Source organism: Pseudomonas marginalis (assembly GCF_001645105.1).
GTDB classification, from domain to species: Bacteria; Pseudomonadota; Gammaproteobacteria; order Pseudomonadales; family Pseudomonadaceae; genus Aquipseudomonas; species Aquipseudomonas petroselini.
This window is the reverse complement of record NZ_LKEG01000041.1, coordinates 287,545-312,778: the sequence shown is the minus strand read 5'-3', so window position 1 is coordinate 312,778 and position 25,234 is coordinate 287,545. Positions and strand designations below refer to the sequence as shown.

The window sequence follows — 25,234 nt, the reverse complement described above, 5'->3', positions numbered from 1 at the left end:
ATGCAGTTCAGCGAATTATTGGCAGCGATTTCCACCCATGCGATCCGTCTGCAACTGGAAGAAGGCGACCTGATCATCCTCGGTGACGACGAGGCGTTGGATGATGCGCTGTGGGATCAACTGATTGCTCACAAACCCCGGCTGCTGGCACTGGTGGCCGAGCATGGCGGTGACTGGCTGAGTCCGGCCTACCGCATTACGCCGGACATGCTGCCGCTGGTCAGCCTCGACCAGGCGGCTATCGACCGTATCGTCGCGGCCATCCCTGGGGGCGCGGCGAATGTGCAGGACATCTATCCGCTGGCGCCGCTGCAGGAAGGCATGCTTTACCACCATCTGTCGGCGGAGCAGGGTGACCCCTACGTGCTGCACGCGCATTTCGAGTTCGACAGTCGCGCACGTTTGCACGCCTTTACCGAGGCGTTGCAATGGGTGATCGATCGCCACGATATCCTGCGCACCTCGATAGTCTGGGAGCGTCTCGACGAACCGCTGCAAGTGGTGTGGCGCAAGGCAAGCCTGGCGTGCGAAGCCGTGGATTTCGATGCGCGCAACGACCGCATGGACCTGGGCCAGGCACCGCTGCTGCGCCTGGTGTTTACCCAGGATTCGCTCACCGGGTGTGTGGCGGCAACCCTGCTGTTTCACCACACCATCCTCGACCACACCGCCCTGGATGTGGTGCGCCATGAAATCCAGTTGTACCTGGCCGGCGAGCAATCCCAGGCGGGAGAACCGGTGCCGTTTCGCAGCTACATCGCCCAGGTGCTCCATGGCGTCAGCGAGCAGGCCCATGAGGCCTTTTTCCGCGAGATGCTGGCGGATATCGAGGAACCGACACTGCCTTTCGGTTTGCAGGACGTACAGGGCGACGGCCTGGGTATTGATGAGGCACGCCTTGCCGTCGACAGCGCACTGAGCCGCCGTCTGCGCACCCTGGCGCGACCGCTTGGCGTGAGCGTGGCGAGCATGATGCACCTGGCGTTGGCGCGCGTATTGGGCGTGGTCTCTGGACGCGACGCGGTGGTGTTCGGCACCGTGATGCTCGGCCGCATGGGCGCGGGCGAGGGCGGTGAGCGGGCCTTGGGCATGTTCATCAACACCTTGCCCTTGCGCGTAGATGTGGGCGAGCAGAGCGTGCGCGCCGGGGTCAAGGCGACTCACGAACGCCTCACCACCTTGCTCAATCACGAACATGCCTCCCTGGCGCTGGCCCAGCGTTGCAGTGGCGTTGCCGCACCGACGCCGCTGTTCAGCGCCATGCTCAACTACCGCCACAGCGCCGCCACGGACATGGCCGAGGTGATCGAGATCGCCGAGGGCATCCGCGTACTCAACGCCGAGGAACGCACCAACTACCCGCTGACGGTCAACGTCGATGACCTGGGTGAAGATTTCGCCCTGACCGTGATGGTCGACGCGTCCATCGGTGCCGAACGTGTCGCCACCTACCTGCATACCGCTCTGGAAAGCCTGGCCGAGGCCCTTGAACAGCGACCGGATATGCCGCTCAGCGGCCTGACTATCCTGCCCGACACCGAACGCCACAGCCTGTTGCATCGCTTCAATCACAGCCCCGCGCTTTACGCCGACACCGCCCTGATCCACCAGCACGTCGAAACCCACGCCGCCGCCCAGCCTGAAGCCATTGCCTTGCGCTTCGACAACCAGCGCCTCACCTACCGCCAGCTCAACGAGCGCGCCAACCAAGTCGCCCACCGCCTGCTGGCCCAGGGCATCCGCCCGGATGACCGCGTGGCGATCTGCGTGGCGCGTGGCCCGGAAATGATCATCGGCCTGCTGGGCATCCTCAAGGCCGGCGCCGGCTACGTGCCGATCGACCCGGCGTACCCGCTGGAGCGCATCGCCTACACCCTGGCCGACAGCGAACCCTTGGCCGTGTTGGTACAAGCCAACACGCGCCATCTGGTTGGCGACTTGCCACAGGTCGACCTCAACGGCCTGCGCGGTGAATCCATCGTCAACCCGCGGGTCAACGTCAGCCCGGCCCACCTGGCCTATGTGATCTACACCTCCGGCTCCACCGGCCAGCCCAAGGGCGTGATGATCGAGCACCGCCAGGTCGCCCGCTTATTCACGGCCACCGAGCACTGGTTCGACTTCAACCGCAACGACGTCTGGGCGCTGTTTCACTCCTTCGCCTTCGACTTCTCGGTCTGGGAAATCTGGGGCGCACTGATGCACGGCGGCCAGTTGCTGATCGTGCCGCAACTGGTCAGCCGCTCACCGGACGAGTGCTACACGCTGCTGTGCGAAGCGGGCGTGAGCATCCTCAACCAGACGCCCAGCGCCTTCCGCCAATTGATCGCCGCACAGGGCCAGAACCCGCAGTCCCATTCCCTGCGCCAGGTGATCTTCGGCGGCGAAGCGCTGGAGCCGGGCATGCTCAAGCCCTGGTACGCCCGGGCGATCAACGCCGGCACGCAGCTGGTGAACATGTACGGCATCACCGAAACCACCGTGCACGTGACCTACCGCGCCCTGGAGGCGGCGGATGCACAACTGGTCGGTGTCAGCCCGATTGGCGTGCGCATTCCCGATTTGCAACTGTATGTGCTCGACGCGCGTCGCGAGCCGTTGCCGCTGGGTGTGGTCGGTGAGTTGTACGTGGGCGGCGCCGGTGTGGCGCGCGGTTACCTCAACCGTGACGCGCTGACCGCCGAGCGCTTCCTGCCCGACCCGGCCACCGGCCTGCGTATGTACAAGACGGGTGACCTCGGTCGACTGCTGGCCGACGGCAGCGTCGAATACCTGGGCCGCAACGATGACCAGGTGAAAGTCCGCGGTTTCCGCATCGAACTGGGCGAGATCGAAGCGCACCTGGCCAGCGCCGAGGGTGTGCGTGACGCCGTGGTGATCGCCCGTGAAGATGCGCCGGGTGACAAGCGCCTGGTGGCCTACGTGATTGCCGAAGGCGCACTGCGCGCCGCCGACCTGCGTGACCACCTGCTGCTGAGCCTGGCCGAACACATGGTGCCCAGCGCCTTTGTGCAGTTGGATCAATTCCCGTTGACCACCAACGGCAAGCTTGACCGCAAGGCACTGCCCGCACCGGACGCCGATGCCCTCGCTCGACGGGGCTATGAAGCCCCCCGAGGCGCGGTGGAAAGCGCCATCGCGGCGATCTGGCAAGACCTGCTCAAGCTCGAGCACGTGGGGCGTGACGACAACTTCTTCGAACTGGGCGGCCATTCGCTGTTGGCGGTCAAGCTGATCGAACGCATGCGCCAGGTTGACCTCAGCGCCGACGTGCGTGTGCTATTCGGCCAGCCGACCCTGGCGGCACTGGCGGCGGCGGTGGGCGGGCAGCAAGAGGTACAGGTCCCGACCAACCTGATAACCCACGCCACCACGCACATCACCCCGGACATGCTGCCCCTGGTGGAACTGGACCAGGCGGCCCTCGACCACATCATCCAGCGCGTGCCCGGCGGCATCAGCAACGTGCAGGACATCTACGGCCTGGCGCCGTTGCAGGCCGGTATTCTCTATCATCACCTGGCAACCACCGAGGGCGATCCCTACGTGTTGCAGGTGCAGTTCAGCTTCAACGACCAGGCGGCGGTGGACGCGTTTATCCAGGCCCTGCACAGCGTGATCGAGCGCAATGACATTCTGCGCACCGCGATCCTCTGGGAAGGCCTCAATGAGCCGGTGCAGGTGGTGTTGCGCCAGGCCGCGCTGGCCGTCGAGCGTATCGACGAGCCTTTTGAGCAACTGCAGCAACGCTTCGATCCTCGTCACTTCCGCCTCGACCTGAGCCGTGCCTCGCTGATGCGTTTTGCCTACGCCGAGGAACAGGACCGTTTCGTCGGCATCCTGCTGCTGCACCATATCCTGCTGGACCACACCGCCCTGCAGGTGTTGGTGGAAGAAATGAGCGCGAGCCTGTCCGGCAACAGCGCGCAATTACCCGACGCCGTGCAGTACCGTAACTATGTGGCCCAGGCACGGCTTGGGGTCAGCCAGGCGCAGCACGAAGCATTTTTCAGCGAGATGCTCGGCGATATCGACGAGCCGACCCTGGCCTTCGGGTTGCAGGACGTGAATGGCGACGGCAGCGGCATCCTTGAAGCCCACCTGCCGCTGGAACCGGCCTTGAGCCTGGGCTTGCGCGAACAGGCGCGGCAATTGGGCGTGAGCACGGCGAGCCTGGTGCACCTGGCCTGGGCGCAGGTGCTCGGGCAAGTGTCCGGCCAGCAGGCGGTAGTGTTCGGCACCGTGTTGCTGGGGCGCATGCAGGGCGGCGAGGGCGCCGACCGGGCGCTGGGGATGTTCATCAACACCTTGCCGCTGCGCGTCAGCCTGGGCAGCGTCGGCGTACAAGCCGGTGTACGCGCCACCCACGCGCGCCTGGCGCAGTTGCTCGGGCATGAGCACGCGTCGTTGTCCCTGGCCCAGCGTTGCAGTGGCGTGCCGGGTTCGCTGCCGTTGTTCAGCACCTTGCTCAACTATCGTCACAGCGCACCGGGCGAGGCGCCGGGGCACAGCCCGTTCGCGGCCTCCGGCATCCAGATTCTCAGTTCCGAAGAACGCAGCAATTACCCGCTGGTGCTCAACGTCGATGACCTGGGCACAGGCTTTACCCTGACCGTGCAAGGCGTGGCGAGCCTGGACGTGCAGCGCGTGGGCGACTACATGCTCACCGCGTTGCGCCACCTGGTGACCGCCTTGCAGCAGGCGCCCACCACGCCGCTGCAGGCCATCTCGATCCTGCCGGCCGCCGAGCGCCACCAATTGCTGGTGGACTTCAATGCCACTGCCCGTGACTACCCAGCGCACCTCACCGTGCATCAACTGTTCGAAGCCCAGGCGCTGGCCCGTCCGGAAGCGGTGGCAGCGGTGCATGGCCCGCTGTCGTTGAGCTACCGCGACCTCAACCGGCGCGCCAACCGCCTGGCTCATCACCTGCTCAACCAGGGCGTGCAGCCGGGCGAAAGCGTGGCGATTGCGCTGCCACGTTCGCTCGACCTGTTGATCTGCCAACTGGCGATCCTCAAATGCGCGGCGGTGTATGTACCGCTGGACGTCAATGCGCCGGTCGAGCGCCAGGCGTTTATCGTGCAAGACAGTGGCGCGCATCGGGTGCTCACCAGCCTGGTCGACCTGAACCTGGACGGCCTGTCGCCGCGTAACCCTGAACTGCCCCAGTCCTCGGAGAGTGTCGCCTACATCCTCTACACCTCCGGTTCCACCGGTGCGCCCAAAGGCGTGCAAGTGCCGCACCGCGCCATCTCGCGACTGGTGCTCAATAACGGCTATGCCGAGTTCAACGCGCGGGACCGCGTGGCGTTCGCCTCCAACCCGGCGTTCGACGCCAGCACCCTGGATGTGTGGGCGCCGTTGCTCAATGGCGGTTGCGTGGTGGTGGTCGAGCACGCGGTGCTGTTGTCCCAGGCCGCGTTCGCTGCGCTGTTGCAGGAGCAATCCGTCAGCGTGCTGTGGATGACCGCGGGGCTGTTCCACCAGTACGCCGATGCGCTGATGCCGGTCTTCCCCCAGTTGCGCTACCTGATTGTCGGCGGTGACGTGCTCGACCCGCAGGTGATCGGCCGGGTGCTCGAACACGGCAAACCCCAGCACCTGCTTAACGGCTACGGGCCCACCGAAGCCACCACGTTTTCCACCACCTTTGAAATCACTCGGGTCGGCGAGGGCGGTATTCCCATCGGTAAGCCGATCGCGAATGCCCAGGCCTACGTGCTGGACGCGCGCCAGCAACCGGTGCCGCTGGGCGTGGTCGGCGAGCTGTACATCGGCGGTGCGGGCGTCGCCACGGGCTATTTGAACCAGCCGCAACTGACCGCCGAGAAATTCATCCCCAACCCGTTTGGCGACGGCGTGCTGTACCGCACCGGTGACCTGGCTTGCTGGCAGGCGGACGGCACCTTGCTGTACCAGGGGCGCAACGACCTGCAGGTGAAGATCCGTGGTTTCCGTATCGAGCCCGGCGAGATCGAAACCTGCCTGGCCAGCTTCCCTGGCGTGAAAGACACCGTGGTGCTGGCCCGTGAAGACGAGCCGGGCGACAAACGCCTGGTCGCCTACTACACGGCCGGTGCAGCGCTGGAGATCGAAGCCCTGCGTGCGCATTTGCAGGGCCAGTTGCCGGACTACATGGTGCCGTCGGCGTATGTGTGGCTGGAGCTGTTGCCGCTCACCGCCAACGGCAAACTCGACCGCAAGGGTCTGCCGGTGCCGGACCAGAGCGCGCTGTTAAGTCGTGGTTTTGAAGCCCCGGAAGGCGAAGTGGAAACCCAGCTGGCGCAGATCTGGCAGGACGTGCTCAAGCTGGAGCGGGTCGGGCGTCATGATCATTTCTTCGAACTGGGCGGGCATTCGTTGCTGGCGGTCAGCCTGATCGAGCGCATGCGCCAGGTTGGCCTGAGCTGTGACGTACGCGTTTTGTTCAACCAGCCAAGCCTGGCGGCGCTGGCCGCTGCAGTGGGCAGCGGCCGGGAAGTCGTGGTGCCGGCCAATGGTATTCCGCTGGGTTGCACGCAGATCACCCCGTCGATGCTGACGTTGGTGCGGCTCGACCCGGCGGCCATCGAGCGTATTGTCGCGAACGTGCCGGGTGGTGCGGCGAATGTGCAGGACATCTACCCACTGGCGCCGTTGCAGGAAGGCATTCTTTACCACCACATCAGCGCCGAGCAGGGCGATCCGTACCTGCTGCAATCGCGCATGGCGTTCGACAGCCTGGAGCGTCTGCATGGGTTCATGGGCGCGCTGCAACAGGTGGTGGCCCGCCACGACATCCTGCGTACCGGCGTGGTCTGGGAAGGCCTGGACAGCCCGGTGCAAGTGGTGTGGCGCGAGGCGCAGTTGAGGGTCCAGGAGGTTGCCCTGGACCCGGCGGACGGCGGCATCATCGAGCAGCTGCACGCACGCTTCGACGCTCGCCACTACCGTCTGGATATCACCCAGGCGCCATTGCTGCGCATGGTGTATGCCCAGGATCCGCAGCACAACCGGGTCGCCGCGATCCTGCTGTTCCACCACTTGGCGCTGGACCACACCGCCATGGCCGTGGTGGGCCAGGAGATGCGTGCGTTCATGTTCAACCAGGCCCAGGACTTGCCCGTGGCGGCGCCGTTTCGCAATTACGTGGCCCAGGCGCGCCTGGGCGTCAGCGTGGAGGAGCACGAGGCGTTCTTCCGCGACATGCTCGCCGACGTGGAGGAACCGACCTTGCCGTTCGGTGTGCAGGACGTGCAGGGCGATGGGCGTGATATCGAAGAGGCCGAACAGCCGGTGGACGCCGCGCTGGCACGGCGGGTGCGCGAGCAGGCGCGGCAGTTGGGGGTCAGCGCGGCGAGCCTGATGCACCTGGCCTGGGCACAGGTGCTGGGGCTGGTGTCCGGGCGTGACGACGTGGTGTTCGGCACCGTGTTGATGGGCCGCATGCAGGCCGGTGACGGTGCGGACCGCGCGCTGGGCATGTTCATCAACACCCTGCCGCTGCGCGTCGACGTGGCGGCGACTGCCGCTGCTGCGGTCAAGGCGACTCATGGGCGCTTGAGCGCCTTGCTCGGCCATGAACACGCGTCCCTGGCGCTGGCCCAGCGTTGCAGCGGCGTGGCGAACGCATCGCCGTTGTTCAGTGCGTTGCTCAACTACCGTCACAGCAGCCCTGACGAAATGGCCCGCGATGGCCATGGCATCTGGGAAGGCGTGCAATTGCTCGGCGGTGAAGAGCGCAGCAACTACCCGTTGACCTTGAGCGTGGACGATTTGGGTGAGGGCTTCGGCCTGACCGTGTTGGCGCTGCCGCAGATCGGCGCCCAGCGCCTGTGCGCCTACATGCACAACGCTGTGGAGCAGTTGGTGGCCGCCTTGGAAAGCGCACCACAGGCCGCGCTCAACCAACTGCCGATGCTGCCGGCGACGGAACGCGAAACCCTGCTGCGCGACTTCAACGCTACCGTCCATGATTTCCCGCAGGGGCAGACCGTCCACGGTGCCTTTGAGGTCCAGGCCGAACGCCAACCCCAGGCCGTCGCGGTGCTGCAAGGCGGTGAGGCGTTGACCTATGAACAACTCAACCAGCGCGCCAACCAACTGGCCCATCACCTGCTGGCACTCGGTGTACAGCCCGACGACCGTGTCGCGCTCTGCTGCCGTCGCGGCCCGCAGATGCTGGTGGGCTTGCTGGGCATCCTCAAGGCCGGTGCCGGTTACGTGCCCATCGACCCGGCGTATCCCGCCGAGCGCATCGCCTACCTGCTGCACGACAGCGCACCCGTGGTGGCGGTGGCCGAAGCCAGTACCCGCGCTTTATTGGGCGAGGTCGCCAGCGTAGACCTGCATGACCCACGCTTGCAGCAGCTAGCAATCACCAACCCACCACTCGACACGCTGACCCCGGCGCACCTGGCCTACGTGATCTACACCTCCGGCTCCACCGGCCAGCCCAAGGGCGTCATGGTGGAACACCGTACCGTGGAAAACCTCGTGCATTGGCACTGCGAAGCCTTTGGCCTGGGGGCCACGGGCCACACCAGCAGCGTCGCCGGGTTCGGTTTTGATGCGATGGCCTGGGAGGTGTGGCCGGCACTGTGCGTGGGGGCCACCTTGCACCTGCCGCCGGCCAACGTCGGCAATGAAAACATCGATGAGCTGCTGGCCTGGTGGCTGGCGCAGCCGCTGGACGTCAGCTTCCTGCCGACGCCGGTGGCCGAATACGCCTTCAGTCAGCAGCTGCAACACCCTACGTTGCGCATCCTGCTGATCGGCGGCGATCGCCTGCGTCAGTTCACTCACGAGCGGCGCTTTGCGGTGATCAACAACTACGGTCCCACCGAGGCCACCGTGGTTGCCACCTCCGGCCGCGTGCGCGCCGGGCAGGTGTTGCATATCGGTCGGCCGATCGCCAATGCCAGCGTCTACTTGCTGGACGCGCAATTGCGCCCGGTGCCGGTGGGGGTGACGGGCGAGCTGTATGTGGGCGGCAGCGGGGTGGCGCGGGGTTACCTGAACCGGCCCGACCTGACTGCCGAACGCTTCCTGCAAGACCCGTTCAACGCCGGGCGCATGTACCGCACCGGCGACCTGGCGCGCTGGCTGCCCGATGGCAACATCGAGTACCAGGGGCGTAACGATGACCAGGTCAAGCTGCGCGGCGTACGGGTGGAACTGGGGGAAATCGAAAGCCGCCTGGCCGCCTTGGACGGCGTCGGCGAAGCGGTGGTACTGGTGCGCGAAGGTCGCTTGATTGCCTGGTTCACCGCACAGCAACCGCTGGACATCGACACCCTGCGCACGCAGCTGCAAGCCCAATTGCCCGATGCCCTGGTCCCGGTCGCCTATGTGAAGCTGCACGCATTACCGCTGACCGCCAACGGCAAGCTCGACCGCAAGGCGCTGCCGGAACCCGATCACGCCGCGCTGCTGACCCGTGTATACGAAGCGCCCCAAGGCGAAGTTGAAACCACCTTGGCGCGCATTTTGGCCGAGGTCTTGCACGTCGAACAGGTCGGTCGCCATGACCACTTCTTCGAGCTGGGCGGCCATTCGTTGCTGGCCGTCAGCCTGATCGAACGCATGCGCCAGGTCGGCCTGAGTGCCGATGTGCGCGTGCTGTTCAGCCAGCCGACCCTGGCTGCACTGGCCGCCGCCGTCGGCAGTGGCCGCGAAGTGCAGGTGCCGGTTAATCGCATTCCCGCCGACTGCCGGCGCATTACGCCGGACCTGCTGACCTTGGTGGAGCTCGACCAGGCAACGATCGACCAAGTGGTCGCGCAAGTACCCGGCGGCACGGCCAATGTGCAGGACATCTACCCGCTGGCGCCGTTGCAAGAGGGCATTCTCTACCATTACATCACCGCTGAGCAGGGCGACCCGTACCTGCTGCAAACGCACCTGGCGTTTGACAGCCTCGAACGTCTCAACGCCTTCACCCAAGCGTTGCAACAGGTGATCGATCGTCACGATATCCTGCGCACCGGCGTGGTCTGGGAGGGCTTGGCGCAACCGCTGCAGGTGGTGTGGCGCACCGCCGAACTGCAGGTGCAGGCACTGCACCTGCAAGGCGATGTACTGGCCGGCCTGCACGAACGTTTCGATGCACGACGCTATCGCCTGGACATCAGCCAGGCCCCGCTGATCCGCCTGATGTACGCCCAGGATCCCGTCCATCAACGGGTGGTCGCGGTATTGCTGTACCACCACATCGTCCTCGACCACACCGCGTTTGACGTCGTGCTGCGGGAAATGCAGGGCTTCCTGCTCGGCCGGCAAGTGCCAGCGGCTGCACCGATGCCGTACCGCAACTACGTGGCTCAGGCGCGGTTGGGCGTGAGCGAACAGGAGCACGAAGGCTTTTTCCGCGCAATGCTCGGCGACATCGACGAGCCGACCTTGCCCTTCGGCTGGCAGGACGTCCGCGGCGACGGCAGCGCCATCGAGGAGCACAGCCTGCGCCTGCACAGCGACCTCAACCGCCGCTTGCGGGCCCAGGCCCGGCTGATGGGGGTGAGCACGGCGAGCCTGTTTCACTTGGCGTGGGGCCAGGTGCTGGCGGCGACATCGGGCCGCCACAGCGTGGTGTTCGGCACCGTATTAGTCGGACGCCTGCAAGGCGGCGAGGGCGCAGACCGCGCCCTGGGGGTATTTATCAATACGTTGCCGCTGCGCCTGGATATCGACGGTCAAGGCGCACGTGCCGCCGTACGGGCGACCCACGAACGGCTCAGCGCCTTGCTCGGCCATGAACACGCGTCCCTGGCGCTCGCCCAGCGTTGCAGTGGGGTCGCTGCCCCGGCCCCGCTGTTCAGCTCAATGCTTAATTACCGTCACCGTGGCGCGGCCACCCGCTCGCAAGAGGCGCAGCAGGCCTGGGAAGGCATGCAGACCCTGGTCAACGACGGACGTACCAACTACCCGTTGACCTTGAACGTGGACGATTTGGGCGATGGCTATGACATCACCGCCCTGGCACGCGTCGATGCGCAACGCGTGTGCGATTACCTGCAGACCGCGCTGTCGGGCCTGGTCGAGGCGTTGGAGCACGCGCCGCAACACGCGCTCGATCGTTTGCCGATCCTGGGCGCCGAAGAGCGCAATACGCTGCTGGTCGAATTCAACTCAACCGAGGTGCCGTACGATCTCGATCAGACTCTGCAGGGGCTGTTCGAAGCCCAGGCCGAGCGCACGCCGGAGGCGGTGGCGGTGATTGCCGCAGAGCAACGGCTGACCTACCAGGCACTCAACGAACGCGCCAATCGCCTGGCCCATCATCTGCGTGAGCGCGGCGTACTGCCGGATACTCGGGTGGGGATCTGCCTCGAGCGTGGCCTGGACATGGTGGTCGGCCTGTTCGCCATCCTCAAGGCCGGCGGCGCCTACGTGCCGCTGGACCCGGCCTACCCCCAGGAGCGCATCGCCTACATGCTGCAGGACAGCGCGCCGGTGGTGGTCCTCGCGCAAGCGACCACCCACGCACTGCTGGGCGACGTGCCGGTGATCGAGCTTGATCACGTCACGTGGCAGCACCAGCCCGCGACCAACCCCCAGGTCCCGGGCCTGACCGCTCGCCACGCCGCCTACGTGATCTACACCTCCGGCTCCACCGGCGAGCCCAAGGGGGTGATCAACGAGCACGCCGGGGTGGTCAACCGCTTGCTCTGGATGCAGGACGCCTACGGGCTCAACGCTGAGGATGCGGTGCTGCAGAAAACCCCGTTCAGTTTCGACGTGTCGGTGTGGGAATTCTTCTGGCCGCTGTTCACCGGTGCGCGCCTGGTGATGGCGCGTCCGGGCGGGCACAAGGACCCGGCCTATCTGTGCGAAGTGATCGAGGCGCAGCGTATCACCACCTTGCACTTCGTGCCGTCGATGCTCGACGTATTCCTCGCCCATGGCGATGTGAGCCAGGCCGAAGGGTTAGTCCGTGTGATGTGCAGCGGCGAAGCCCTACCGGGCAGCCTGGTACGGCGCTTCAAGCAGCAATTGCCGGGCATCGGCCTGTACAACTTGTATGGCCCCACCGAAGCGGCGGTGGACGTGACCGCCTGGAACTGTGCGCGGCCCGAAGTGCCGGACAACACACCGATTGGCAAACCCATCGCCAATACCCGCATGTACGTACTGGATGCACAGTTGCAACCGGTGCCATTGGGCGTGGTGGGCGAGTTGTTTATCGGCGGGGTGCAGGTGGCGCGGGGTTACTTGAACCGTGCGCAACTGACGGCCGAGCGCTTCCTCAAGGACCCGTTCACCGGCGGGCGCCTGTACCGCACAGGGGACGTGGGCCGTTACCGGCCCGATGGCAATATCGAGTACCTGGGGCGTAACGACGACCAGGTAAAAATCCGTGGCCTGCGTATCGAACTGGGGGAAATCCAGGCGTGCTTGAGCGAACACGCATCGGTCAAGGACGCCGTGGTGGTGGCCCGCGACGAGCGCCTGGTTGCCTACTACACCGGCGAGCACACGCCCGTCGAAAGCCTGCGTGCCCAACTGCTATTGCACCTGCCGGACTTTATGGTGCCTGCGCTGTTCGTGCACCTCGACGCGTTGCCCTTGAGCCCCAACGGCAAACTCGACCGCAAGGCCCTGCCGGCACCGGGCATGGACGCACGGCGGGTACGCGCGTTCGAAGCCCCCGAAGGGGACACCGAAATCCTGCTGGCCCGGCTCTGGGCTGAACTGCTCAACGTGGAGCGGGTAGGGCGGCATGACAATTTCTTTGAACTGGGTGGGCACTCGCTGCTCGCCGTCAGCCTGATCGGGCGCTTGCGCCAGGAAGGCATGGAAGCCGACGTGCGCGCATTGTTCGAACAGCCGACCCTGGCTGGCTACGCCGCATTGACTGAACGAATGGAGATCGTCCTGTGAGCATCAACCAACTGCTGGCGACGCTAAAGACCAAGGACATCCAGCTGGCGCTCAAGGGCGAACAGCTATCGGTGCAGGGCAACAAGCAAGCCTTGAGCGACCCGGCAATCCTCGCCGCCTTGCGCGAGCACAAACCGGCGTTGATCGAACTGATCAAGGCCGGTGAATACTCGGCGACGAAGGCGGGCGTGGTCGACGTGCCCGCCAATGGCATCCCGGCGGACGCCGAACGCATCCTGCCGGCGATGTTGACGTTGTCGACACTGAGCCAGGACGAAATCGACCGTATCGTCGCCAGCGTCGACGGCGGCGTGGCGAATATCCAGGACATCTACCCGCTGGCGCCGTTGCAGGAAGGCATTCTGTTCCACCACGTCAGTGCCGAGCGGGGCGACCCGTACGTGATGCAATCGCAATTTTCCTTCGACAGCCTGGAACGTTTCGAGGCGTTTGCCCAGGCGCTGCAAGCGGTGATGGACCGTCACGACATCCTGCGCACAGGGGTGGTCTGGGAGGGTGTGCAGCAACCGTCGCAAGTGGTGTGGCGCCGCGCGCGCCTGCCGGTGCAGGCCTTGGCGCTGGACCCGGCCGACGGCGACATCGCCACGCAACTGCACGCCCTGTTCGATGCTCGCCACTATCGCCTCGACGTGTCCCAGGCGCCGTTGCTGCGTCTGGTGCGGGCCGAAGACGTGGCCAATCAACGTATCGTTGCCAGCCTGCTGTTCCACCATATGGCCCTTGATCACAGCGCCCTGGAAGTGGTGTGCCACGAGCTGCAGGCCTACCTGTTGGGACAGGGCGCGGCGTTGGGCCAGGCCGTGCCGTTTCGCAATTATGTGGCTCAGGCGCGGTTGGGGATCAGCGAGCAGGAACACGAACACTTCTTCCGCCAGATGCTTGGCGACATCAGCGAGCCCACCTTGCCGTTTGGCTTGAGCGATGTGCAGGGCGATGCGCGGGGCATTAGCGAGGTACACCTGGCGCTGCCGGCGGTGCTGTCGCAACGGCTGCGAGCACAGGCACGGCAACTGGGGGTCAGCGCAGCCAGCCTGTTCCATTTGGGGTGGGCGCAGGTGCTGGGGGTGTTGGCCGGCAAGGAACAGGTGGTGTTCGGCACGGTGTTGATGGGCCGCATGCAGGGCAGTCATGACACAGACCGGGCGCTGGGTATCTTCATCAACACCTTGCCGTTTCGCGTGGACGTGGGCAGCGAGGACGTGCGCGCCGGGGTCAAGGCGACTCATGCGCGGCTGACGACGTTGCTGCGGCATGAACACGCACCGTTGGCGCTGGCCCAGCGGTGCAGTGGCGTGGTGGCGCCGACGCCGTTGTTCAGCGCCTTGCTCAATTATCGCCACAGTGCCTCGGCCGCCAGTGACGAAGCGATCTCGGCCTGGCAGGGGATCGCTGCGTTGAGCGCAGAGGAACGTACCAACTACCCCTTGACCCTGAGTGTCGACGACCTTGGCGATGACTTTGCCCTGAGCCTGCTGGCCAGCAACCTGGTCGATCCGCAGCGCGTGTGTGCCTACGTGCAAACCGCCTTGGAGAACCTGCTGACCGCGCTGGAGCAGGCGCCAGGCACTGCGCTCAACCAAGTGTTAGTGCTTCCGTTCGCCGAGCAGCAGTGGTTGTTGGAACACTTCAACGCCACCCACACGGATTTCCCCCAAGGCACCACGCTGCACGGGCGCATCGAAGCCCAGGCCGCGCTGACGCCTGATGCGATTGCCGCCGTGCATCAGGGCCGCCAGCAGACGTATGCCGAACTCAACCAGCAAGCCAACCTGCTGGCCCATCACTTGCTGGCGCTGGGGGTCAAGCCCGACGACCGCGTTGCCATCGTCGCCCGCCGTGGCCTGGACACCCTGGCCGGCCTGTTGGCGATTCTCAAGGCCGGCGCCTGCTATGTGCCGGTGGACCCGTCGCACCCGGCCGAGCGCCTCAACTACCTGCTCAGCGACAGCGCCCCGGTGGCGGTGTTGACCCAGCAGGCCTTGCTGGAACGCCTGCCGGCCCTGGATGTGCCGGTGATCAACCTCGATCGCTACACCTGGCAGCACCATTCGGCGAGCAACCCCAAGGTGGCGGTCACGCCGTCCAACCTCGCTTATGTGATTTACACCTCCGGCTCCACCGGCCTGCCCAAGGGCGTGATGGTGGAGCACCACACCGTCGCCAATCTGGTGGACTGGCATTGCAACGCCTTTGACTTGTGCGCCGGGCGCCACACTGCCAGTGTTGCCGGGTTCGGCTTTGACGCGATGGCCTGGGAAGTCTGGCCGGCGCTCTGCGTCGGCGCGACCCTGCACCTGCCACCGGCCCATGACGGCGCCGAGGATGTCGACGCGCTGCTGGCCTGGTGGTGCGCGCAGCCCTTGGACGTGTGCTTTCTGCCCACGCCGGTGGCCGAGTACGCCTTCAGCCAGCAGATCGAACACCCGACGCTGCGCACCCTGTTGATCGGCGGTGATCGCCTGCGCCAGTTCGGCCGGGCGCAGCGCTTTGACCTGATCAACAACTATGGCCCCACCGAAGCCACGGTGGTCGCCACCTCCGGCAAGGTCGAGGCCGGCCAGCCGTTGCACATCGGCAAACCCATCGCCAATGCCACGGTGTACCTGCTGGATGAGCAGCAACGGCCGGTGCCGCTGGGTGTGGCGGGGGAGTTGTACGTGGGCGGCAAAGGTGTGGCGCGCGGCTATCTGAACCGCCCGGAGCTGACCGCCGAACGCTTCCTGCACGACCCGTTCAACGCCGGGCGCATGTACCGCACCGGCGACCTGGCGCGCTGGCTGCCGGACGGCAATCTTGAGTACCTGGGCCGCAATGATGACCAGGTGAAGATCCGTGGCATGCGCATCGAACTGGGCGAAATCGAAGCCCAGCTCAACCAGTTGGCGGGTATCCAGGAAGCCGTGGTGCTGGTGCGTGAAGAGCGGCTGGTGGCGTATTTCACCGAAAACCGCCAACTCGACCCGCTGGTGGTGGCCGAACTCCGCGCCCACCTGGTGGCGCATTTGCCGGACTACATGGTGCCGGTCGCCTACGTGAAGCTGGACGCGTTGCCCCTGACCGCCAACGGCAAGCTCGACCGCAAGGCCCTCCCGGCGCCGGACATGGCCGCTGTGTTTACCCGCGAGTACGTGGCCCCCGAAGGTGAAATCGAAAACGTGCTGGCGCAGATCTGGGCCGATGTGCTGCAAGTGGAGCGGGTGGGGCGTCGCGATCATTTCTTCGAGCTGGGCGGGCATTCCCTGCTGGCCATGCGCATGGTCTCGCAGATCCGCCAGCGCCTCGGCGTGGAGTTGCTGCTCGGCGACTTGTTTGCCAATGCCGAACTCGCGGCGGTCGCCGAGGTGTTGGCCCAGTCCGGTCGCAGCACCTTGCCGGATATCCTCCCGGCCAATCGTGACGAAGACACGCCGCTGTCTTTCGCCCAGCAGCGCCTGTGGTTCCTGGCGCTGATGGAAGGCGCCAACACCGCCTACAACATTCCTATCGGCCTGCGTCTGCGTGGGCAGTTGCACGTCGAGGCGCTGCAACGCGCGCTGGCCCGCATCGTCGCGCGCCACGAAACCCTGCGCAGCCGCTTTGCCCAGCACGGCGATGACGCCCAGGTATTAATCGTACCCGCCGAAGACGTGCTGCCCTTGCAAGTGCAGGACCTGCGCCGCCACCCGCAACCCCAGCAGGCGCTGGACGCGTTGATCCACGGCGAAGCCTCGGCACCCTTCGACCTGGAGCGCGGGCCGCTGCTGCGCGGGCGTTTGGTGGTCATGGCTGACGATCACCATGTGTTGCTGCTGACCCTGCACCACATCGTCTCCGATGGCTGGTCCATGGGCGTGCTCACCCGTGAACTGATGGCGCTGTACCAGGCCTTCAGCCACGGCCAGGCGGACCCATTGCCGCCGTTGCCGATCCAGTACGGCGACTTCGCCGTGTGGCAGCGCCTGTGGCTCAGCGGTGAAGTGCTGCACCGCCAGAGCACCTATTGGCAGCAGACGCTGGCGGGTGCGCCGGCCTTGCTCACGTTGCCCACCGACCGCCCGCGCCCGGCAGAGCAGGACTACGCCGGCAGCAGCGTCGACGTGCGCCTGGACGAACGCCTCACCGCCGGGCTCAAGGCGCTGAGCCAACGTCACGGCACCACGCTGTACATGACCCTGATGAGCGCCTGGGCCTCGTTGCTCGCGCGGTTGTCCGGGCAGCAGGATGTGGTGATCGGCTCACCCGTGGCCAATCGCACGCGCAGCGAGGTGGAAGGGCTGATCGGCCTGTTCGTCAACACCCTGGCGGTGCGCATCGACACCTCCGGCGAGCCGAGCACCGAGGCGCTGCTGGCGCGGGTCAAGGCCCAGGCCCTGGCGGCGCAGGCCCACCAGGACCTGCCGTTCGAGCAAGTGGTGGAAGTCACCCGCCCGCCGCGCAGCCTGGCCCACAGCCCACTGTTCCAGACCCTGCTGACCTGGCAGGACAGCAGCGCGCCGACCCTGGCCCTGGGCGACCTGGCTTTGGAAGGTATCGTCGAGAACAGCCACTTTGCCAAGTTCGACCTGTCCCTGGACCTGGGGGAAGTGCAGGGCACGATCATCGGTGCTTTGGAATACGCGGTGGCGCTGTTCGATGAGTCGACAGTGCAGCGGTATATCGGTTACTTCACCCGCGTGCTGCAGGCCATGGTCGATAACGACCAGGCGGTGCTGGAGCAGGTGCCGCTGGTGGACGAGCGCGAGCGTCAGCATCTGCTGTTCGACTTCAATGCCACCGAGGTGGCGTACAACCTCGACCAGACCTTGCATGGCCTGTTCGAAGGGCAGGCGATGCGTACGCCGGATGCCGTGGCGGTCAAGGCCGGTGACCAGGTATTGACCTATGCCGAGCTGAATGCGCGGGCCAACCAGCTCGCTCACCACCTGTTGGCGCTTGGCGTGCAGCCGGATTCACGGGTGGCGATCTGCGTCGAACGGGGCCTGGACATGGTCATCGGCCTGTACGCGATCCTCAAGGCCGGTGCCGCCTATGTGCCGCTGGACCCGGCGTATCCGCTGGAGCGTATCGCCTACATGCTGCAAGACAGCGCGCCTGTCACGGTGCTGGCCCAAGGCGCGACACGTGCACTGCTGGGGGACGTGGCCGTGGTCGACCTGGACCAGCCGACCTGGCAGCACCAACCCGTCGATAACCTGCCAGTGGCTGGCGTCAGTGCCTACGTGATCTACACCTCCGGCTCCACCGGCCAGCCCAAGGGCGTGATCAACGACCACCCCGGCGTGGTCAACCGCCTGCTGTGGATGCAGGACGCCTATGGCCTGCAAGCCCATGACCGGGTGCTGCAGAAAACCCCGTTCAGCTTCGATGTGTCGGTGTGGGAGTTCTTCTGGCCGCTGTTCACCGGCGCCTGCCTGGTGATGGCGCGCCCTGGCGGCCACAGAGACCCGGCCTATCTGTGCGAGGTGATTGCGGCTGAGCGCATCACCACGCTGCACTTCGTGCCGTCGATGCTGGATGTGTTCCTGGCCCATGGCGATGTGAGCCAGGCCGAAGGGTTAGTCCGCGTGATGTGCAGCGGCGAAGCCTTGCCCGGCAGCCTCGTGCGGCGCTTCAAGCAGCAGTTGCCAGGCAGCCAGTTGCATAACCTGTATGGCCCGACCGAAGCCGCCGTCGATGTGACGGCCTGGAACTGCGCCGGTGCGGTGACGCCGGACAACACACCGATTGGCAAACCGATCGCCAATACCCGTATGTACGTGTTGGATGCCCACCTGCAGCCGGTGCCATTGGGCGTGGTCGCCGAGTTGTTCATCGGCGGCGTACAAGTGGCGCGCGGCTACCTGAACCGGCCTGAATTGACCGCCGAGCGTTTCCTCAAGGACCCGTTCACCGATGGCCGCCTGTACCGCACCGGTGACGTCGGCCGCTACTTGGCGGATGGCACGCTGGAGTACCTGGGGCGCAATGACGATCAGGTGAAAATCCGTGGCCTGCGTATTGAATTGGGGGAGATCCAGGCACGCCTCACCGACTACCCACCGGTCAGCGAAGCCGCCGTGATCGCCCGCGACAATCGGCTGATTGCCTACTACACAGGTACTTTCAGCGAAATCGACGCGTTGCGCGCTCACCTGCTGAACCATCTGCCGGAATTCATGGTGCCGGCCATTTTCGTGCATCTCGACGCCTTGCCGCTGAGCCCCAACGGCAAGCTCGACCGCAAGGCACTGCCCGCGCCGGGCCTGGATTCAGTGGTGGCGCGTGAGTACGAAGCACCCCAGGGCGATACCGAAATTGCCTTGGCCAGCCTCTGGGCCGAACTGCTCAACGTTGAACGCGTGGGCCGTCACGACAACTTCTTCGAGCTGGGCGGGCACTCGCTGCTCGCGGTCAGCCTGATGGGACGCATGCGCCGCCTCGGGTTGTCGGCGGATGTGAAGGTGTTGTTCGGTCAGCCCACGTTGTCGGCCTTGGCGGCGGCGCTGGGCGGTGGTCGTGAAGTCGCGGTGCCGGACAATGGCATTGCGGCCGATTGCGCTTATATCACCCCGGACATGTTGCCGTTGATCCCGCTGGATCAGCTGGCCATCGAGCGTATCGTCGCCTGCATCCCCGGTGGTGCGGCGAATGTGCAGGACATCTACCCGCTGGCGCCGTTGCAGGCCGGCATGCTCTATCACCATCGCGCGGTGCAGACCGGCGACGACTATGTGCTGCGGGCGCAGTTTGCGTTCGACAGCCCGCAGCGGATGCACGCGTTTGCCCTGGCCTTGCAGGCGGTGATCCAGCGTCACGACATCCTGCGTTCGTCATTCCATTGGGACGGCCTGGAAGAGCCAGTGCAGGTGGTATGGCGCGAAGCCCCGCTGTGCGTCGAAAACGGGCCGGTGCCGGAACGGCTCGATGTGGCCCAGGCACCGCTGATGCGCCTGGTGTGCACCGAGGACACTGCCACGTTGCTGTTTCACCACTTGGTGATGGACCACGTCGCCCTGGAGATCCTGCAACACGAACTGCAGGCGTTCCTGTCGGGCACGCAGCACACGTTGGGCGCGGCCGTGCCGTACCGCAACTATGTGGCCCAGACCCGCCTGGGCGTTGACGATCACGAGGCGTTCTTTCGTGAGATGCTCGGCGAGATCGATGAACCGACACAAGTCGACAGCCTGGGCCGCACGGAGCAAGTGCAACGGGCCCTCGACCCGGCGTTGAGCCAACGCCTGCGTACTCAGGCGCGCCAGTCCGGGGTGAGCGCCGCCAGCCTGATGCACCTGGCCTGGGCCCAGGTGCTGGGCAAGGTCTCGGGCCGCGAGCAGGTGGTGTTCGGCACCGTGATGCTCGGCCGCCTGCAAGGCGGTGAAGGCGCCGAACGCGCCATGGGCGTATTCATCAACACCCTGCCGCTGCGGGTCGACCTGGGCCAGCACTCGGTGCGCGACGCCTTGCGGGCCACTCACACGCGCCTTACCCACTTGCTCAGCCATGAGCAGGCGCCGTTGGCATTGGCCCAGCGCTGCAGTGGCGTGCCCGCAACGACGCCGCTGTTCAATACGCTGTTCAACTATCGCCACAGCGCGCCGCAAGCGGCAACCGAGGCGTTACAGGGTATCCAGTTGCTCAAGGCCGAGGAGCACAGCAACTACGGCCTGTCGTTGAGCGTGGATGACCTGGGTCAGGGGTTCTCCCTCAAGGCCGTGGGGCAGGGCGCCCGCCGTTTGTGCGATTACCTGCAGGTTGCCGTGGAGCAGGTGGTGCAGGCGTTGGAACAGGGCGGTACGACTGCCATCAGCCACGTGCCGATCCTGCCCGCCGCCGAACGCCAGCAACTGCTGGATTTCAATGCCACCACGCGGCACTTTCCGCGCGAGCACACGGTGCAACGCCTGTTCGAAGCCCAGGCCCAGGCCCGTCCTGCTGCGCTGGCGGCGCTGCAGGGCGAGCAGTCACACGGCGTCGTGACAATGAGTTACGGCGAACTCAACACGCGCGCCAATCGCCTGGCTCATCATCTGATGGGCCTTGGGGTGCGTCCCGCCGATCATGTGGCGATCCTGCTGCCGCGCTCGCTGGACCTGCTGGTCAGCCAGTTGGCCGTGCTCAAATGCGCTGCCGCGTATGTGCCGCTGGATATCAACGCCCCCGCCGAGCGCCAGGGCTTCATGCTGCAGGACAGTGGTGCGGCCTGGCTGCTGACCCGCAGCGACGCGTCCGTTGACTACCCGGCGCAGCGCCTGGACCTGGACACCCTGGCCCTCGATCCGCAACCGAGCCACAACCCGGACCTGTCGCAGTCCTCCGACAGCGTGGCGTACATCATGTACACCTCCGGCTCTACCGGCACGCCCAAAGGCGTATTGGTGCCCCATCGCGGCATCACGCACCTGGTGCTCAACAACGGCTACGCCGACTTCAACGCCAGCGACCGCGTGGCCTTTGCCTCCAACCCGGCGTTTGACGCCAGCACCATGGACGTATGGGGGCCGTTGCTCAACGGCGGCCAGGTGCAGGTGATCGACCACGCCACCTTGCTCGATCCGACGGCCTTTGGCGTGGCCTTGGCGGACGTGACGGTGCTGTTTGTCACCACGGCGCTGTTCAACCAGTACGTGCAGCTGATTCCCCAGGCCCTGGCGGGCTTGCGCATCCTGCTGTGCGGCGGCGAGCGTGCCGACCCGGCGGCATTCCGCAGCCTGTTGGCGCGTGCACCGGCGTTGCGCCTGGTGCATTGCTACGGACCGACCGAAACCACCACTTACGCCACTACCTACGAAGTCCGGTCGCTTGCGGAGGACGCCGACAGCGTGCCCATCGGTCGACCGATTTCCAATACACAGATCCATGTGCTGGATGCGCAGTTGCAGCCGGTGCCATTGGGCGTGACCGGTGAAATCTGCATCGGCGGGGATGGCGTGGCCAAGGGGTACTTGAATCGACCGGCGCTGACGGCTGAAAAGTTTGTGCACGACCCATTCGACGCGGACGCCTTGATGTACCGCACCGGCGACCTCGGCCGCTGGACGGCGGACGGCCTGCTGGAATGCATCGGGCGCAATGACGACCAGGTGAAGATCCGTGGTTTCCGCATTGAATTGGGCGAGATCGAAGCGCGCCTGGCGACCTTCGCGGGTATTCAGGATGTGGTGGTGCTGGCCCGTGAGGACGCGCCGGGAGACAAGCGCCTGGTGGCGTATTTCACCTGGGCCGATGAACCCGTCGCCATCGACAGTGTGCGCGCCTACCTGCAGGGCCAACTGCCGGAATACATGCTGCCGTCGGCCTTTGTGCCGCTGGCGCACCTGCCGTTGACGGCCAACGGCAAGGTCGACCGCAAAGCCTTGCCGGTGCCTGCCCTGGAAGCCTTGAACCGCCGCGATTTCGAGGCGCCAGCCGATGCACTGGAGCAGAGCCTGGCGGCGCTGTGGACCGAGGTGTTGAAGGTGGAGCAAGTCGGTCGTCATGACAGCTTCTTCGAGTTGGGCGGGCATTCATTGCTGGCGATCCGGCTGGTCAGCCTGATGGACGAAGCGGGGTTGGCGGTGTCGCTGGCCGAGCTGTTCCAGCACGCCAGCGTGGCCTCGGTGGCCGCGATGCTGCGCCAGCGTACGGATGCGCCGGTGCGCGACACCTCGGTGATCACGGTGCGCAGCAGCGGGACGCAAGCGCCGTTGTTCCTGGTCCATGAGTTCAGTGGCATGGACGTGTATTTCCCGGCGCTGGGCCAGCATCTGCCCGGTGACTATCCGATTTACGGCCTGCCAGGCTTGGCGCTGGGCGAGCCGCACCTGAACACCATGGAAGGCCTTGCCGCGCGGCTGGTCGGGTTGATTCGCGGCATTCAACCCCATGGGCCTTACCGGGTCGCCGGCTGGTCGTTCGGCGGAGTGCTGGCCTATGAAGTGGCAATGCAACTATTGGGGCTGGATGAACCGGTGGCATTCCTCGGTTTGATTGACAGCTACGTGCCGCGCATGACCGACCAGGGTAAGGCGCGCTGGAGCGGGCCGGACGCGCTTAAGCGGCACTTGTTGTTGCAGTGCACGGCGTATTGGAAAGCACAGGGAGGTGTGGATGAACTGGCGAGCCTTGGGCAATTGGAGTCGCAGATTGGACAGCTGGACTTTGCGGACCTGCTGCAACGCTGTCGCGATCAAGGTCTGCTATACGCGCAAATGGCGGCGGCTGCGGACGCGGACCTCTTGAGCTTTATCGAACGGGAAGTCGGGCACGGGCATGCGCTGGCGCACTACAGCGTGTTCCCGTTGCCGGTTGCGGTGCATCTGTTCAGCGCGAGTGAGCGTCCGACCGAGTTGTCACGACGCAGTGATTCGCTGGGTTGGATCGATGCCTTGGCGCCAGGGCAATTGCGCCAGGTGGAGGTGCCGGGAGATCACCAGAGCATGATGCAGGCGCCGCATATCCACGCGCTGGGGCAGGCGCTGACCGAGGCCTTGGCGACGAGTGCGCCGGTGGTTCAGGCGCAGCATCAACCGTTGCTGCGAATTCAGAGTGGCCGGGCGGGGTATGCGCCGGTGTTCTGCGTGCCGGGGGCCGGAGATAGCGTCACCGGGTTTGTGGGCCTAGGCGAAGCGCTAGGGCGCGACTGGCCGCTGTTCGGCTTGCAGCCGCGCGGGTTGGAGGGGGAGGCGGTGCCCCATAGCCAGGTGGAAGCGGCGGCGCGGTGTTACTTGGCGGCGCTGGAGCAAGCGTGTCCGCAGGGGCCGGTGCATTTGGTCGGGCACTCATTTGGTGGTTGGGTCGCACTGGAGATGGCGTTGCGGTTGCAGGCGGCCGGGCGGGAGGTGGCGTCGTTGACGGTGATCGACAGTGAGTCGCCTGGTGGGGCCGCGAAGGTTTACACCACCACGGCGGCGTTGATGCGCTTGATTGAGGCGATGCAGTTGTCGGCCGGGAAATCGCTGGGGATTGATCGGGTCGACTTTGCCGGGTGTGATGAGGTGACGCAGCGCCAGCGGCTACACGCAGGGATGGTCGGCGTTGGGTTGTTGCCGGCGCGCGCCGCGGTGGATGCGATGGATGGGCCGGGGCGGACGTATGCGGCGGCTTTGCGCACGGCGTATCGGCCTGTTCAGCGTTTTAACGGGGTGGTGCGATTGGTATTGGCTGAAGACCCGGCGCTGGATGCGGCGGGGAATCAGCGGGAGCAGGGGGGGATGATTGAGGGGTGGCGGCGGCAGGGGAGTGGGTTGCAGGTTTGGTATGGCGGGGGGAATCACTTTACGTTGCTCAAGGCGCCGAATGTTTTTGGGTTGGCGCGGTGGTGGTTGGGTGGGGTTGTGGTTGGGGAGGTGGTGTCTTGAAGGCTGTATACCGAGTACATATCCATTGCTGCGGTAATGGCCACTTAGGGTTCCGCTCTTACAGCGGGTCACTTTTGGCAAACGCCCCAAAAGTAACCAAAAGGTCTNCACCACTCGGTGCCTCGCCTAGGCTCGGCATGCCCTCACTCCGGCTTTGGAGCGTGGGCCGCCGCGATGGGCCATCCTTGGCCAAGCGCGGCTAACCCGGCGTCCTGCCGGGTTACCCACGCCCCAAAGCCTGCGTTCGGCCAGCGTGGTTTTACGGGGCGCCGAAGATCAAAAGCCAAAGCAGGGCGCGGCGGCCTTATAGCCGACCGGTATTGCGATTGTCGATCGCGGTTCAAATGTGGGAGGGGGCTTGCCCCCGATGGCGGTGTGTCTGTTGATGCCTCTTTGGCTGTCCCACTGCTATCGGGAGCAAGCCCCCTCCCACAGTTTGATCTCCATACACCAAGTAGATATCAGTCCGCGGCTAACCCGGCGTCCTGCCGGGTTACCCACGCTTCAAAGCCTGCGTTCGGCCAGCGTGGTTTTACGGGGCGCCGAAGATCAAAAGCCAAAGCAGGGCGCGGCGGCCTTAGAGCCGACCGGTATTGCGTTTGTCGATCGCGGTCCAAATGTGGGAGGGGGCTTGCCCCCGATGGCGGTGTGTCTGTTGATGCATCTGTGGCTGTCCCACTGCTATCGGGGGCAAGCCCCCTCCCACAGTTTGATCTCTATACATCAGTTAGATATCAGTCCGCGGCTAACTCGGCGTCCTGCCGGGTTACCCACGCTCCAAAGCCTGCGTTCGGCCAGCGTGGGTTTACGGGGCGCCGAAGGTCAAAAGCCAAAGCCAAAGCAGGGCGCGGCGGCCTTAGAGCCGACCGGTATTGCGATTGTCGATCGCGGTTCAAATGTGGGAGGGGGCTTGCCCCCGATGGCGGTGTATCAGTTGATGCAGATATGGCTGTCCCACTGCTATCGGGAGCAAGCCCCCTCCCACAAGTTGATCTCCATACATCAGGTAGATATCAGCCTGCTTTTGATCTGCTTGTGATCTGGCTTTTGATCTC

Annotated in this window: 2 protein-coding genes; both read left to right on the top strand. The window is 65.4% G+C overall.

Annotated elements, in window-relative coordinates; all coding sequences use genetic code 11:
- Entirely contained in the window at positions 1 to 12,861 is a 12,861-nt protein-coding gene (locus AO064_RS15800; RefSeq protein ID WP_064053928.1) for a non-ribosomal peptide synthetase, read from the top strand.
- On the top strand, positions 12,858 to 24,179 hold the full coding sequence (locus AO064_RS15795; RefSeq protein ID WP_064053927.1) for a non-ribosomal peptide synthetase: 11,322 nt from the start codon (positions 12,858 to 12,860) through the stop codon (positions 24,177 to 24,179). Before AO064_RS15800 ends, AO064_RS15795 begins: the two co-directional genes overlap by 4 nt.
- The last annotated feature ends 1,055 nt before the right edge of the window (positions 24,180 to 25,234 follow it).

Excerpts from the sequence above, each read along its gene's own strand:
- AO064_RS15800 (WP_064053928.1), top strand. The coding sequence starts at position 1 with ATGCAGTTCAGCGAATTATTGGCAGCGATTTCCACCCATGCGATCCGT.